The sequence below is a fragment of the Acinetobacter sp. YH12205 genome (assembly GCF_013418125.1).
GTDB classification, from domain to species: Bacteria; Pseudomonadota; Gammaproteobacteria; order Pseudomonadales; family Moraxellaceae; genus Acinetobacter; species Acinetobacter towneri.
On sequence record NZ_VPCQ01000003.1, the window covers coordinates 304,483 to 318,613 of the forward strand.

13 protein-coding genes are annotated in these 14,131 nt (G+C 41.2%); 9 read left to right on the plus strand and 4 right to left on the minus strand.

From position 1 onward, the window contains the following. The first annotated feature begins 233 nt into the window (after positions 1 to 233). The 6 genes from FTU92_RS05825 to FTU92_RS05850 all read left to right on the plus strand — a co-directional run bounded on the left by FTU92_RS05825 (position 234) and on the right by FTU92_RS05850 (position 4,642). Positions 234 to 1,160: an acyltransferase gene (locus tag FTU92_RS05825; RefSeq protein WP_004975299.1), complete on the plus strand. Its 927-nt coding sequence runs from the start codon at positions 234 to 236 to the stop codon at positions 1,158 to 1,160. A gap of 15 nt (positions 1,161 to 1,175) precedes the next feature. Then, positions 1,176 to 2,234 carry a hypothetical protein gene (locus FTU92_RS05830; RefSeq protein ID WP_004975298.1) on the plus strand — a complete coding sequence of 353 codons (1,059 nt, stop codon included), beginning with the start codon at positions 1,176 to 1,178 and terminating at the stop codon, positions 2,232 to 2,234. 143 nt (positions 2,235 to 2,377) lie between these two features. Beyond that, positions 2,378 to 3,103: a septum site-determining protein MinC gene (gene minC / locus FTU92_RS05835; protein ID WP_096902696.1), complete on the plus strand. Its 726-nt coding sequence runs from the start codon at positions 2,378 to 2,380 to the stop codon at positions 3,101 to 3,103. Between the two features lie 69 nt (positions 3,104 to 3,172). Further along, a complete protein-coding gene (gene minD, locus FTU92_RS05840) occupies positions 3,173 to 3,985 on the plus strand; it encodes a septum site-determining protein MinD (RefSeq protein ID WP_096902697.1) in 813 nt (270 codons plus the stop codon). A 2-nt stretch (positions 3,986 to 3,987) separates the two neighbouring features. Then, positions 3,988 to 4,260 (plus strand): cell division topological specificity factor MinE, encoded by a 273-nt coding sequence (gene minE / locus FTU92_RS05845; protein WP_096902698.1) that lies wholly within the window; start codon positions 3,988 to 3,990, stop codon positions 4,258 to 4,260. Positions 4,261 to 4,354: 94 nt separating this feature from the next. Continuing rightward, positions 4,355 to 4,642, plus strand: coding sequence for a PA4642 family protein (locus FTU92_RS05850; protein WP_004975291.1), 288 nt, complete (start codon positions 4,355 to 4,357; stop codon positions 4,640 to 4,642). Positions 4,643 to 4,772: 130 nt separating this feature from the next. On the opposite strand, the gene FTU92_RS05855 is transcribed toward FTU92_RS05850, so the two are convergent. Continuing rightward, entirely contained in the window at positions 4,773 to 7,961 is a 3,189-nt protein-coding gene (locus FTU92_RS05855; RefSeq protein WP_180095888.1) for a DNA translocase FtsK, read from the minus strand. 341 nt (positions 7,962 to 8,302) lie between these two features. On the opposite strand from FTU92_RS05855, the gene trxB reads away from it, so the two are divergent. From trxB to FTU92_RS05870, 3 genes are all read left to right on the plus strand, one after another. Then, positions 8,303 to 9,256, plus strand: a complete 954-nt coding sequence (trxB, locus tag FTU92_RS05860) for a thioredoxin-disulfide reductase (RefSeq protein ID WP_004975288.1) — start codon at positions 8,303 to 8,305, stop codon at positions 9,254 to 9,256. Positions 9,257 to 9,363: 107 nt separating this feature from the next. Then, positions 9,364 to 10,095 carry a leucyl/phenylalanyl-tRNA--protein transferase gene (gene aat, locus FTU92_RS05865; protein ID WP_096902699.1) on the plus strand — a complete coding sequence of 244 codons (732 nt, stop codon included), beginning with the start codon at positions 9,364 to 9,366 and terminating at the stop codon, positions 10,093 to 10,095. A 24-nt stretch (positions 10,096 to 10,119) separates the two neighbouring features. After that, entirely contained in the window at positions 10,120 to 10,935 is an 816-nt protein-coding gene (locus tag FTU92_RS05870) for an arginyltransferase (RefSeq protein WP_178866996.1), read from the plus strand. 39 nt (positions 10,936 to 10,974) lie between these two features. Here the strand turns inward: FTU92_RS05870 and rimI are convergent, their stop codons facing one another. The 3 genes from rimI to tuf form a co-directional block, all read right to left on the minus strand. Further along, on the minus strand, positions 10,975 to 11,433 hold the full coding sequence (gene rimI / locus FTU92_RS05875; RefSeq protein WP_179994842.1) for a ribosomal protein S18-alanine N-acetyltransferase: 459 nt from the start codon (positions 11,431 to 11,433) through the stop codon (positions 10,975 to 10,977). A 108-nt stretch (positions 11,434 to 11,541) separates the two neighbouring features. Beyond that, a complete protein-coding gene (locus FTU92_RS05880) occupies positions 11,542 to 12,423 on the minus strand; it encodes a metal-dependent hydrolase (RefSeq protein WP_180095849.1) in 882 nt (293 codons plus the stop codon). 502 nt (positions 12,424 to 12,925) lie between these two features. Next, the gene (gene tuf, locus FTU92_RS05885) at positions 12,926 to 14,116 is read right to left on the minus strand and encodes an elongation factor Tu (protein WP_004975768.1); all 1,191 of its coding nucleotides are present in this window, start codon (positions 14,114 to 14,116) and stop codon (positions 12,926 to 12,928) included. Positions 14,117 to 14,131: the final 15 nt, after the last annotated feature.

Sequence of the window (14,131 nt, forward strand, 5' to 3'; positions counted from 1 at the left end):
TGTTGTATATGCTGAATATTGAATGAAAAAATATACTTAGACCATTGATTTTTTGTTAATAAAAAAACTTTTACTTACAAATATACATGATCATGTACAAATCTTGGTATAACTTCATCACAATTTCTACACACTTTCACTTCAACACTTTTTTATTTTAAAAACAACATTTATATTGGAGTCATCTACAAACACGTGACGCATTGGACGATTTATCTTCAGGATTGATTTATATGTCATCGCAAGCAAAGAAACACCCTTTATTAAAAAAAATCACAAAAGGTCTCACCGTGGGTACAGTCATCACTGGCAGTACATTTTTTCACGGCCCTCCTGTGTTGGCTTTGGGCTTAACCAAACTGTTAAAGCAGTCACGTAAGGTCGATGAAACCAATATTCAAATTACCAACAGTTGGCTCAGTGTAAACAACTGGCTGATTGATCATGTATTACCCAATACCCAATGGGATATCAGCATTGATGAAGATTTGCAACTGAGCATGCAAGGTCGTTATCTCATGACCTGTAACCATCAAAGTTGGGTCGATACCACAGTAAATCAGTATTTTGGCTTAACCCGTATGCCATTGACCCGCTTTTTTACCAAGTGGGAACTGATCTTTATTCCCTTTGTAGGACAAGCCTTTAAAATTTTAGGCTTCCCAATGATGAAGCGTCACAGCAAAGCACAAATTGCCAAAAAACCTGAGCTGAAAGACCGCGATATGGAAGAAGCGCGTAAAGCCTGCCAACAGTTATTAAGTCAGCCCTTTACCCTGCTGAATTATTTAGAAGGCACACGCTTTACCCAAGAAAAACATGATCAACAACAATCGCCTTATCAACATTTATTAAAGCCAAAAGCTGGTGGTTTAGCTTTGGCATTGAATATTTTGGGTGATCAAATTGATGCCTTGGTAGATATGACCATTGTGTACCCAGATGGCGTGCCGGGCTATAGCGAGTTTTGGTTAGGTGAGGTGCCGCGCATTGCGGTGAATTTACGCAAAATTAATATTCCAGCTTGGGTGTTGGGCGGCAATTACGAAGATGATACTGAATATCGTGAGCGTTTTCAGCAATGGGTGCATGAACTGTGGCTGGAAAAAGATCAATTGATTGAAAGCATGCAACAAAAACTTGCAGCTCCGACTGCATAACCATTCAGGTACGCCATGAAAAAGTCTGAAGAACCTGTCATCAAATCCTCTTTTCATCCCCTGCGTAAAGATTCATGGGGATGGAAAATTGCCTTGGCTTATGACTTGTTTTTGATGGGTTTAATCATCTTTAACTTGTTCTGTTTAAGTGCCAATGCCATTTTAATGAGTGATTTTGGCGAATGGTTGTTCGATTTTATTCGTCTACCTGAAATTTTACAGTTTTATCGAACAGAATTGCGCCCTTGGGTGGTGATTACCGAAGGCTGGTTTACCACGTTTTTAATTGTAGAGTTGGGCGTGCGTTGGGGTATTGCAATTATTTTCAAACATCATCAGCGTTGGTGGTTTTTCCCGTTTATTCACTGGTATGAAATTCTTGCAATTATTCCGCAATTGCGTTTTTTACGTTTATTACGTGCCATCGCGATTGGTTACAACCTGCATAGCCATGGCTATAAAGTCATTCCAGACAGTTGGTATAAACGCGGCAACTTTTACTACAACTTGCTAATGGAAGAACTGAGTAGCCGTGTGGTGCTCACGGTACTTAATGGTGTGCAACGTGAATTGACCACCAGTACCACTCACAAACAATTTATTGATGATTTGGTCGAGCATCATCGTCAATTACTCGCGATTGCCCTAGCCGATATTTTGCAGGAATCCTTAGGCAAAGAATTACAAATGCAGCGTCACATGATTGCGAAAAATGTCGGGTTGGTGGTGAATCAAGCCATTGAAGATACGCCTGAACTGACGCAATTGCTGCGCCTGATTCCATTGGTCGGTGGACGTATTGAACAGCAAATTCAAAGTATCGGACAACGATTGGGCGAAAATATCACCCAAGGTTTAATTGAACCTTTTGCACAGCAGCATCAACAAGTACAAAATCCAACTTATCAAATGATTGCTGAAAAAATTAGTCAGATTGAGATTGAACATAATCAGCATATTGATAAATTAGTGGAATCAGCGATATTTGAAAGTTTAGAAGCAATTCGCAAACAAGTAAAAGTTAAACAATGGCAACAAATTTTAAATGAAGGACAACAACACGATATTTCATAAAGGTCTTTCGATAATTTTAGCTAAAACAATGTGAAATATTTTTAGTAACTGAACTAGAGAATTCACCCAATTTGTTCTAGGATTTGCTCTATTTATAAGATGACTTCAACAACCAGCAAAGTTAGAAGTGTTAAGGAATTATTATGGCTGACATACGGATAAAAGGCAGATTGGTCAATGCGATTCGCATTAGCTTAGACACCAATGATCATGATGCGATCCGCCAGCAACTAAGCCCAATGTTGCAAAAATCATTTCCACCAGGGGTTTTGGTGGTCATTGAAAGTTCAGTCGAACAAGAATTGATTGCGCTAATTCAATTGCTAATTAGCCTAGAAGCACAGCCAATTGCTGTGACTGAAGGCATTATGGCAGATCAGGCACGTGCTATTCAGTTCCCTGTCATCCCGCAAGACCGTCCATTGCAGGAAGTGAAAGCCACCAAAGAACAAGTGGTTGAAGTAAAACCTGAACCTGCGGCAGAACAGCAACAGACGGAAAATCAAGTCGCTGAAACTGCACCTGCTGTGGCGCATATTACGTCTTATCACGATGAAATTTTGCGTACAGGTCAATGCTTGGTACAACATCAGGGCGACATTATTTTAACCGCAGGCATCAACAGCGGTTCTGAAGTGATTGCTTCAGGAAATATACATATTTATGGTAGTGTACGTGGTAGAGTCATTGCCGGCGCGGGCGGGAATATTGCGGCACGAATTTTCTGTCATTCCCTAGAAGCAGAATTGGTATCTATTGCAGGCACGTATTGCGTGGCGGACGATATTCCTCAGCATGTGACTAAAAAACCTGTGCATATTTACTTAAATGATAACCAAGAGCTTGTATTTGAAGCTCTACAATTTTAATGTATAAATAATCACCAAAAATCCCCGAAAAAATATAGGGGAATTTAAACCATAACAGGAGTGGATTCGGTGGCGAAAATTGTTGTCGTAACATCAGGCAAAGGTGGCGTAGGTAAAACCACTACAAGTGCATCTTTTGCAACAGGTTTAGCCCTACGTGGTCACAAAACTGTTGTTATCGATTTTGACGTGGGTTTACGTAACCTTGACTTAATTATGGGTTGTGAACGTCGCGTTGTTTATGATTTTGTGAATGTATTAAATAATGAAGCGCGTTTACAACAAGCATTAATTCGCGATAAAGATATCGAAAACCTTTATATTCTTCCAGCTTCACAAACCCGTGATAAAGATGCCCTCACCGATGAAGGTGTGGCACGTATTATGGATGAGTTGGCACAAGAGTTTGATTACATTATTTGCGACTCACCTGCAGGGATTGAGCGCGGTGCCATTCTTGCAATGTACCATGCCGATGAAGCGATTATTGTGACTAACCCTGAAATTTCTTCAGTACGTGACTCTGACCGTATTATTGGTATGCTTGACAGCAAAACCAAAAAAGTAGAACAAAATGAAGGTCGTGTGCGTAAGCACTTGTGTATTACACGTTACAACCCAGAACGTGCCGATAAACAAGAAATGCTGACCATTGACGACATTTCTAAAGATATTTTACGTGTACCAACTTTAGGCGTGATTCCTGAATGTAAGAGCGTACTTCAAGCATCTAACGAAGGTAAACCTGTCATTCTGTATAGCGATGCTGCTGCAGGTCAGGCGTATGATGACTTAGTTGCACGTTTCTTGGGTGAAGAACGTCCGTTTCGTCATATTGAAACAAAACCGAAAGGTTGGTTAGCACGATTATTTGGAGCGTAGACATGGCAGGATTTTGGAGCAAATTATTTAGCGGTGAAGACAAGCCATCTAGCGCACAAACAGCAAAAGATCGCTTAAAAGTGATTGTTGCTTCTGAACAAGGTCTAGGTAAACGCTTAAGCCAAGACAAAATTGATCAGATGAAAAAAGAAATCATGCAAGTGGTAAATCGCTACGTGCGTGGTGTCGATGAACAACATATTCAAATGTCTGTGCGTTCAGAAGCCAATATTGAAATGTTGGAAATGAATATCAATTTGCCTGAAGAGCGATAATCTGAATACTGATTAGTCAAGCAAATTGAATCAGGGCAAAATAACACTAGTTATTTTGCCCTATTTTTTTCAAAAGAATATAAAGGAGATTGCCATGGCATTATCTCAACCTGCGACCTTTAACGAAGCATGGTCGGATGAACGTGTATTTGCCTATTTGAATCAACTTCCACCTGCAGGTGTGAATGCAGATTTTCACGTACTCTATCACGCATTTAAACACATGCGTCCAAGCGACTATGAACGTCTATTGACACAATTTGTTGCCGATGGTCGCGATGTCAATGCCACTAATCCTGAAGGTCAGCGTATTCACGATGTGATTGCTGAATTTCCACGTCAAAAAGATGGTTTTTTAGCAGTTTTAGCCAAGTTTGCTTAAACTGTTTAAACACAATCTCTGGCTAAATTCAGCCAAAAAGATTGAGTGTAAAAAGAAAAAATCCCGCAATTGAATTGCGGGATTTTTTTATAGCACTACTTGATTCAAAATCAAACAGAAAGTGAAAGCTTTACACTAAAATTTCACGTTTCCCATTTGCTCCTTGCTCGCTCACAATGCCTTGCTCTTGCATCTGATCGACAATACGTGCCGCACGGTTATAGCCCAAGCTAAATTTGCGCTGTAAAGATGAGGTCGACACTTTACGTGTTTCCAAAACAAATGCTACACACTGATCATACAACACATCACGGTCTGGACTGCCTTCACCATCTTCAAAACCACGTGAAGATGGTTCTTCATCAAATGGCGTCAAGATTTCATCGACATAGTCAGGATCGCCACGCTCACGCCACGCATCACAAATACGGTTGACTTCATCATCCGAAATAAATGCGCCATGCACACGTTCTGGCTCAATTTTACCCGGTCCTAAAAATAGCATATCACCATGACCAAGCAGGTCTTCTGCACCGCCCGCATCCAAGATAGTACGTGAGTCAATTTTCGAGTTCACACGCAAAGCTACACGGGTTGGAATGTTGGCTTTAATTAGACCTGTGATCACATCCACCGATGGACGCTGAGTTGCTAAGAGTAAGTGAATCCCTGCTGCACGTGATTTTTGTGCCAAACGGGTAATCATTTCTTCCGCTTTCTTGCCCACTTGCATGATCATGTCGGCAAACTCATCTGCCACAATCACAATAGATGGCAATGGTGTTAAACGCGGTGCACGTTCTTGCGTTGCTGAATCTCCCGGCTTCCAAGTTGGATCAATTAAATCTTCACCATTGGCAATAGATTCTTCAACCTTACGGTTATAGTCGCTTAATTTACGAATTTTCAGGAAAGACATTAGCTTATAACGACGTTCCATTTCATTGACACACCAATTTAAAGCGCTGACGGCATCTTTCATATCAGTCACTACAGGCGTCAATAAGTGTGGAATATCGTTATAGTTGGCGAGTTCCAATTGTTTCGGGTCAATCAAAATTAAGCGTAATTGATCAGGCTTGTATTTCAGCAACATCGACAAAATCATCGAGTTCACTGCCACTGATTTACCTGAACCCGTTGTCCCTGCTACGAGCATGTGTGGTGCTTTGCCCAATTCAGTAATCACAGGATTGCCTGAAATGTCTTTCCCCATCGCCATAGATAAAATGCCGTTTGGATCTTCAAAAGCAGGCGTTTGTAATAACTCAATCAAACGTACCATTTCACGTGAACTATTCGGTACTTCAATGCCAATATACGGTTTGCCTGGAATCACTTCGACCACACGTACCGATGCCATCGACATTGAACGCGCCAAGTCACGAGAAATATTGGTTACTTTTGAAGCTTTGACCCCAGGTGCCAAATCCAGCTCAAAACGGGTCACGACAGGACCAGGCTGTGCTTCAACCACTTTGGCTTTGACATTAAATTCCTGTAATTTAATTTCCAGCAATTCCGACAAGCGCGATAATTGTTCTGCGGTGAAGTTCACTTTTTTGTTTGGATCGACTTTATCGAGCAAGTCCAAACCCGGTAATGGCGATAAATCACGACGTTTTTCTGCAACCTGCATGGCGCGTGACATCGGACGACCATGTGCATCGGTCAGCGGCGCATCAAAATCAAAGTCATCTTCGTCTAGTGGTTTGCCTGCGGTTTCCTGCCAAGCTTCGATAAATGCTTCTTTGGATAACGCCACTTTTTCTGCTTGTTCAGCCTGTGTAGCAGTCGCTGCGTTTGCCATCACTGCGGCAGTGGCTGCCGTCTGAATAGGTGCCTGAACAAAAACAGAACTTTGTGCATAGCTACTGGTACTACGCGCTACAGGCGCTTGATCTTGAAATGCATCTTGCTGTAACTCATCACCCAAAAGATCATCCACCAACAAGTCATCTAAACTGTCTAAATCATGCTGCAAATGGCGCTCTTGGCGTACAGCATGATTTTGCGTATTCGAAGCACTTGACGATGGCGGGTTAAAATCTGACTCAAATCTGCTGAGATCATTGTTAAAATTGTGAGCCGTAGGATTCGAGTGCGGATGCACTGTTTCTTGCTGGGTCACAGACTCATCTAAAGTATCCATTGCCCCGCTGTTTTGGAATGGGCTGTGTAAATCACTTGCAGCTTTGCCTTGCGGAACTGCTGCGAGCAATTCATCAAAAATTTGATCATCATCCCAATCTAACGAAGATTTTGCAGTGGCTTGAGATGCCGTAGATGCAGGACGCACTTCATCAAAAGGATTCGATTGTAGATGTGGCTCTGGTTCTTCAGAAGCACGTAATAATGCATGAATGTCTTGGTTATGCTGACTGTCGGTATTTTCTTGTAAAGCACGCCACACTTCGCCTGTCGCAACAATACGCTGGCTGTCTTGTTCTAAGCGATGCGCCTTTTCGATGGTTTTTTCTAACTCAACATCATCAATTTCATCTTGCACCAATAGCTGTTGCTGCGCCTGTTGCTCTTCTTCTTCACGTTGCTGCATGTGATTAAACATACGCTCTGCCGCAGGATGTGGTGCAGTTGTTTCAGCTTCTTTCGCCTGTGCAACCACGGGTTCACTTGCTGCTTCTAAATCAGTTGATGCCACTTCAACAGCAACCACAGGTGCAGCAGCGACAACGGTCTTTTTCACCTGTGGTGTAGAACGGTCAAAGTCAGATTCTGCTTCAGGTACATTGCGATAGAACAAATCTTGCAGATAAGCAGGTGTAGCTTTTAAAGTTGCCCACGTTCTGTTCCACTTCACCCCAAATGCGAGGGTAAATAAGAAAATCCAAAAGACGACTAAAAAAAGTGTTGCTCCATAAATGGTTAAAATTTGCGATAAACTTTTCCCAAGTTCAAAACCAATGATGCCGCCTGAGGCATTGTCTAACGTATCGGCAGGTACTTGCCAAAATAAATACAGCAAACTTGCTGTTGCCAATAAAATGAAGAATTGTGCAGCATAACGAAATGGACGGTTTAAAAAACTACGTGGCCACCAGACTTGTAAGGCTTCAATAAAAAAATAAGCAGGAAGAAGCAGACTCGCCCAACCTAAAAAGCCAAACAGTAAATCGGCAATCCACGCACCTGCGATTCCACTCGCATTTGAAACCTGTTGGGTGTCACTGGAAATGTGCATCCAACCTGGGTCAAATGGAGTATAGGTCACTGTTGCAAGGAACAGATATATTCCAAAAGAGACCAAAAATAATGTCGCTATTAAGCGATGTGCATAAGCACCCGACACCGCAGTCATATATTGTCCTGTCGCCAATTCTTCATCAATGTTTTTTGTTTGTTCGATGGTCTTAAAAAGCCACCTGATTCGGAGCGTCTGTATTTCATTTAGCTGTGTCATTTAAGTTGCATTTCACGATGCAAGCTTCACCACACAGCAAGCTATAAATTATAACAGACCTTCTATTATGCATGTGTTGCCTAGAAAAAGATGCAAGATTATTGAAGTGTGTTGTTAACTTTTTCTATATAGCTCAAATCGATTTACATGATCAGTAATATCAACTTTAATCACACAGCAAACTCATCCTGTTTCACGTATAATTCCATAAATTTCTAAATAAAAAAAGGATGCTGTGCATGAGCGCTCGTCACTCACGTTTAATTATTTTAGGTTCAGGCCCTGCAGGTTATAGTGCTGCAGTATATGCTGCACGTGCCAACTTAAAACCGACTTTAATTGCAGGCTTACAATTGGGTGGTCAACTCACCACAACTACGGAAGTTGATAACTGGCCAGGTGATCCTGAAGGTTTAACAGGCCCAGCGTTAATGGAACGTATGCAAGCTCATGCGGAACGCTTTGGCACAGAAATCGTGTATGACCATATCAATGAAGTAAACCTGAATGTGCGCCCATTTGTACTGAAAGGTGATATGGAAGAATTTACCTGTGATGCTTTAATCATTTGCACAGGTGCGACTGCACAATATTTAGGTTTAGAATCTGAAGCAGCATTTATGGGTCAAGGCGTAAGTGCTTGTGCTACCTGTGATGGTTTCTTCTACAAAAACCAAAAAGTGATGGTCGTTGGTGGTGGTAACACGGCTGTTGAAGAAGCATTATACCTGTCTAACATTGCATCACACGTGACATTGGTGCATCGTCGTGATTCACTTCGCTCTGAAAAAATCTTGCAAGATCATTTATTTGCCAAAGAAAAAGAAGGCAAAATCAGTATTCTTTGGAATAACCAAGTTGATGAAGTCTTGGGCGACAACACAGGCGTAACTTCAGTACGTTTAAAATCAACCACTGATGGCTCTACTCAAATTGTTGATGTGTCTGGCTTATTCATTGCGATTGGTCACAAACCGAATACAGGCATGTTCGAAGGTCAATTGAACTTGCGTGATGGTTATATCCAAGTACAAAGCGGCACTTCAGGCAATGCGACTCAAACTTCTGTGGCTGGCGTATTTGCTGCAGGTGATGTGGCCGATTCAATTTATCGCCAAGCGATTACTTCTGCAGGTTCAGGTTGTATGGCAGCTTTGGATGCAGAAAAATATTTAGATGCACTTGGTGAATAATTTAGTGACCAAGTTTAAAGACCGCTCTCCTTGAGCGGTTTTTTTATCACGGCATTTTTAGGTATGATGAAATCAAGTTCATCGTAAAACTTCATACGGCAATTGATATGCACACGCTCCCGGCTTCACAATTCATTTTCCCCGATCCCATTGAAGTTGATCCTGAGGGTGAAGGCTTGATTTGTGTAGGTGCAGACCTTTCTCCTTCAACCTTATATGAAGCCTATACACATGGCTTATTTCCATGGTTTTCAGAAGGTGATCCTATTTGTTGGTGGAGTCCTGAGCCACGTTGCGTGATTATTCCGCAACATTATCAGCCGAGTAAGTCTTTAATCCGCAACATGAAAAAAATGGATTATCGCATTACTGTCAATCATGCCTTTGAACAGGTAATTCGCAATTGTGCCTTGCCCCGTAGCTATGCCAATGAAACTTGGATTTCTGAAGAGATCATTCAAGGTTACAGTCAGCTTTTTGCAGCAGGTTATGGCTACAGTGTCGAAGTTTGGGAGCAAGATCTTTTGGTCGGTGGTTTATATGGGGTCAGCATTGGCAAGGGCTGTTTTGGTGAGTCCATGTTTAGCCATCGCACTGATGTATCTAAAATGGCATTTTATAGTTTGATGCTGCTCGGACAAGAACAACAATTGCCTTGGATTGACTGTCAATTGGTCAATGATCATTTAATTAGTCTGGGCGCATGTACACTTTCTCGCCAAGACTATCTTAAATCGTTACAAGATGTTGTAAAACAGCCTGCTATCAATTGGAAAAAATATCAGGACAGTGTATTTTCAAGTAAAACAATAGCGCAGTATGCGCGCCTATTTGAATGACAATAACAGAGAGGGATCTTGAAAATGAATTCATATCACCCAAAATCCCTGCTAAATGATTTGCAGTATTACATTACTCCGCCGCATGATTGCAGCTATTTACCCGAAAAATCTGCGCGGATGGTTTTTTTAGACCCTGCACATAAAATTGATGTGCTGACTTTGTCTGAACTCTCTCGGGTCGGTTTTCGTCGCAGTGGCGATTTTGTCTATCGTCCTGAATGCCATTTGTGCCGCCAATGCCTTTCTTCGCGTATTCCTGTCGCTGAATTTAAAATGAACAGCACCCAAAAAAAAGCTTGGAAACGCAATCACGATTTACAAATCAAAATCACCAAGCCACAAGATGCAGGTGATTTGCATTATGCGCTGTATGAACGCTATATCAATGAACGACATGCCGATGGCGATATGTTCCCTGCCAGCCGTGACCAATTTGAAAAATTTTTAATCCACAGTTGTACCAGCAGCTTCTTTTTAGAAGTTTGGCAAGCAGATCGCCTAATTGCGGTATCGACCTGTGATTATTTAGATGATGGTATTTCTGCGGTCTATACCTTTTTTGACCCAGACGAAAGTCGTCGCTCACTCGGAACATTTGCGGTATTAAAACAAATTGAACAGGCACAGCATTTGGGACTGCAATATGTTTACTTAGGCTATTGGGTACCACATTCCAATAAAATGAATTATAAATCGCAATATGGGCCCCTTGAGCTACTACTCGATGGTCAATGGCGACGCATTAACCGTAGCCTAAATACCGATGAGGTGCAGCAATTGGGAAACTCCTTAATGACCACGCTGCCCTTAGGCTGGAATAACTCCATCATCAAATAAAAATGTAATGATGCAATACTATTTTTGCATCGATCAGATTTACTTAAACAAACTGGCAAAATCATCGCTACAAGATTTCACCATAATAATGGCATGCTCACGTGTGCCATCCGTTTTAGGATAATAATTTTTACGTAAATCAATTTGATGAAAACCTGACTTTTCATACAGGGCTATCGCAGCTAAATTACTTTCGCGTACTTCTAAAAAAATCTGCACAGGTTGGTTCTTCAATCCTGCAATAGAATGTTCTAGCAGTTGATAACCTAAACCTTTGCCTTGCTGACTTGGATGTACCGCCATCAACAACAAATTCGCTTCATCCAACACAGGTTGTAAAATACAAAAACCCACCACTTTCCCTGCGTGTTCAATCACGGTACTGTGATAACTGTCCACCGCTTCGGCAAATTGTTTGGCACCCCACGGATGACTTTGTACCAAATTTTCAATCGCAACTACATCAGCGACATCATGGGCTTGCATTAAACGAATCATAAGAAATGATCTTGTGCTGTTCTAAGATGTAGGCATTATAGATTTTTCACTACAAAAAAATCGAGCAAAAAAAAAGGCAACTTACGTTGCCTGACCAAAGGGAAAAGTTTAAAAGCCTAATTTAGCTTTCCAAGTATTTAATAACGTTGTGGTATCAAAATCGTTAGGATGAAAATTCGGTTTGAAATAGAACAACATTTCTTTGCCCATGCCTGTAATAATCCCTTTAGATGGACTATAGGCATAACGATAAATCATGCGTAAATTTTCCAAATTCAACTGCTTGTCTTGTTTTAGTAAACGCAACAAAAAATAGTTTTGTACAAAAAATAAAGTCAGCATCGAAATAACCAAAGAACTTGTACGTAGTGCATAGGCTTTCAGACCTTTGCCAAACACACCTTCAAATACATCATACGCAACAGCTTTATGTTCGTTTTCTTCAATCGCATGCCACAACCACATAGTTTTCATGGTGTCATCGGTCATCAATTCTTGAATATGTGAATTGGTCAATAATTGTGAGGCAATCGTAGCTGTGAAATGTTCTAGCGCAGTGGTCGCAGTTAAATCTACCATTTTCTGTGTAATGCCAATCGGTTTAGCCAACTTTGCCATAAATTTGCGTGTAGTTTGAATCACAGTATCTGTATAACAATCCAAAGTATCAACATCATGCCCAAATTTCTGTGCAGAGGCATTAAAACCGACATGCTCATGCGTGTGCATGGCTTCTTGTCCAATAAATGCACTGATTTCTTTCTGTAAATCTGCATTGTCTTTCAGCATTGGGTGATAACGCACAGCACGCACACTGTCTATAAAGAACTTCTCACCTGCGGGAAATAACGCAGATAATGCAGTCATAAAATGCGTTAGACCTGCATTACCATTCATCCAATATTCAGGTACAGCATCAAAGTTGAAATTCATTCGACGGACAGGAAAACTCGCCCCTGCACGTTCACTAATACTCACTTTAGCATTCATGTTGCTCACTCCTGAGGTTACAACAATGAAGTCATTCATTTCCTGTAACCCGCTATATTTTTTATTTTTCGGTATGAGTTCATATTACGGTTTTCTGTGCGGTATTTAAGTGCAGTTAAGGACAGTGAGTTGTCAGTTCAGGACATGAGGAATAAAAAATAATGATAAGTGAAATTATTTTTTGTGACGCAAGAGTAAAAAATAGACAATGAAATTATTTTTACGACGCAAGAGTAAAAAAATAGACGATGATTTTTTATGACGTAAGAGCAAGAATAATTAGACAGCAAAATTATTTTTATGATGTAAGAGAAAAAAAGGCAACTAAACCGCAGCAAAAGAATGTTCATAAAATGGTTTTAGATTGATTCAAGGTTTAAAGAACAGCTATTTCATCCATCAATACAGTAGGACAAGCTTTCATCCATCTGGAAACTAGCACACAAAATACAGCCATAAAAAAAGCGCCCCAAATGGAGCGCTTTTTCACACTATAAAGTGATTATGCTGTTACTTTAGCAACAACACCAGCACCTACAGTACGACCACCTTCACGGATCGCAAAACGTAGACCTGGGTCCATTGCGATTGGGTGGATTAATTCTACTGACATTTCAACGTTGTCACCTGGCATTACCATTTCAACGCCTTCTTTCAACTGGATTGCACCAGTTACGTCAGTTGTACGGAAATAGAATTGTGGACGGTAACCGTTAAGGAATGGAGTGTGACGACCACCCTCTTCTTTAGAAAGTACGTATACTTCCGCATCGAATTTAGTGTGTGGCTTGATTGTACCTGGTTTAGCAAGTACTTGACCACGTTGTACGTCTTCACGCTTAGTACCACGTAAAAGAACACCACAGTTCTCGCCCGCACGACCTTCGTCAAGAAGTTTACGGAACATTTCTACGCCAGTTACAGTTGTTTTAACTGTGTCTTTGATACCAACGATTTCAACTTCTTCGCCTACTTTCACGATACCAGTTTCTACACGACCAGTTACTACTGTACCACGACCAGAAATAGAGAATACGTCTTCGATTGGCATTAAGAATGCTTGGTCGATTGCACGTACTGGCTCTGGGATGTAAGTATCAAGCGCTTCAACAAGAGCAACTACAGCATCTTCACCATATTGACCTGATTCACCGTTAAGTGCAGCAAGTGCTGAACCACGGATTACTGGAGTGTCGTCGCCTGGGAAGTCGTAAGTAGAAAGAAGTTCACGAACTTCCATTTCAACTAATTCAATTAACTCTTCGTCGTCTACGATATCGCATTTGTTTAAGAATACGATGATATAAGGTACACCTACCTGACGAGAAAGAAGGATGTGTTCACGAGTTTGTGGCATTGGACCATCAGTCGCTGAACAAACAAGGATCGCACCGTCCATCTGAGCAGCACCAGTGATCATGTTTTTAACATAGTCGGCGTGGCCTGGGCAGTCTACGTGCGCGTAGTGACGAGTTGGAGAATCGTATTCTACGTGAGAAGTATTAATTGTAATACCACGTGCTTTTTCTTCTGGTGCAGAGTCGATAGCAGCGTAATCTTTCGCTTCACCACCAAACTTACGTGCACATACTGTAGCAATCGCAGCTGTTAAAGTTGTTTTACCATGGTCAACGTGACCGATTGTGCCCACGTTAACGTGTGGCTTATTACGTTCGAACTTAGCCTTAGCCATGAGATCTTCCTTTTT

Excerpts from the sequence above, each read along its gene's own strand:
- FTU92_RS05825 (WP_004975299.1), top strand. The coding sequence starts at position 234 with ATGTCATCGCAAGCAAAGAAACACCCTTTATTAAAAAAAATCACAAAA.
- FTU92_RS05830 (WP_004975298.1), top strand. The coding sequence starts at position 1,176 with ATGAAAAAGTCTGAAGAACCTGTCATCAAATCCTCTTTTCATCCCCTG.
- minC (WP_096902696.1), top strand. The coding sequence starts at position 2,378 with ATGGCTGACATACGGATAAAAGGCAGATTGGTCAATGCGATTCGCATT.
- minE (WP_096902698.1), top strand. The coding sequence starts at position 3,988 with ATGGCAGGATTTTGGAGCAAATTATTTAGCGGTGAAGACAAGCCATCT.
- FTU92_RS05850 (WP_004975291.1), top strand. The coding sequence starts at position 4,355 with ATGGCATTATCTCAACCTGCGACCTTTAACGAAGCATGGTCGGATGAA.
- FTU92_RS05855 (WP_180095888.1), bottom strand. The coding sequence starts at position 7,961 with ATGACTGCGGTGTCGGGTGCTTATGCACATCGCTTAATAGCGACATTA.
- trxB (WP_004975288.1), top strand. The coding sequence starts at position 8,303 with ATGAGCGCTCGTCACTCACGTTTAATTATTTTAGGTTCAGGCCCTGCA.
- aat (WP_096902699.1), top strand. The coding sequence starts at position 9,364 with ATGCACACGCTCCCGGCTTCACAATTCATTTTCCCCGATCCCATTGAA.
- FTU92_RS05870 (WP_178866996.1), top strand. The coding sequence starts at position 10,120 with ATGAATTCATATCACCCAAAATCCCTGCTAAATGATTTGCAGTATTAC.
- rimI (WP_179994842.1), bottom strand. The coding sequence starts at position 11,433 with ATGATTCGTTTAATGCAAGCCCATGATGTCGCTGATGTAGTTGCGATT.
- FTU92_RS05880 (WP_180095849.1), bottom strand. The coding sequence starts at position 12,423 with ATGAATGCTAAAGTGAGTATTAGTGAACGTGCAGGGGCGAGTTTTCCT.
- tuf (WP_004975768.1), bottom strand. The coding sequence starts at position 14,116 with ATGGCTAAGGCTAAGTTCGAACGTAATAAGCCACACGTTAACGTGGGC.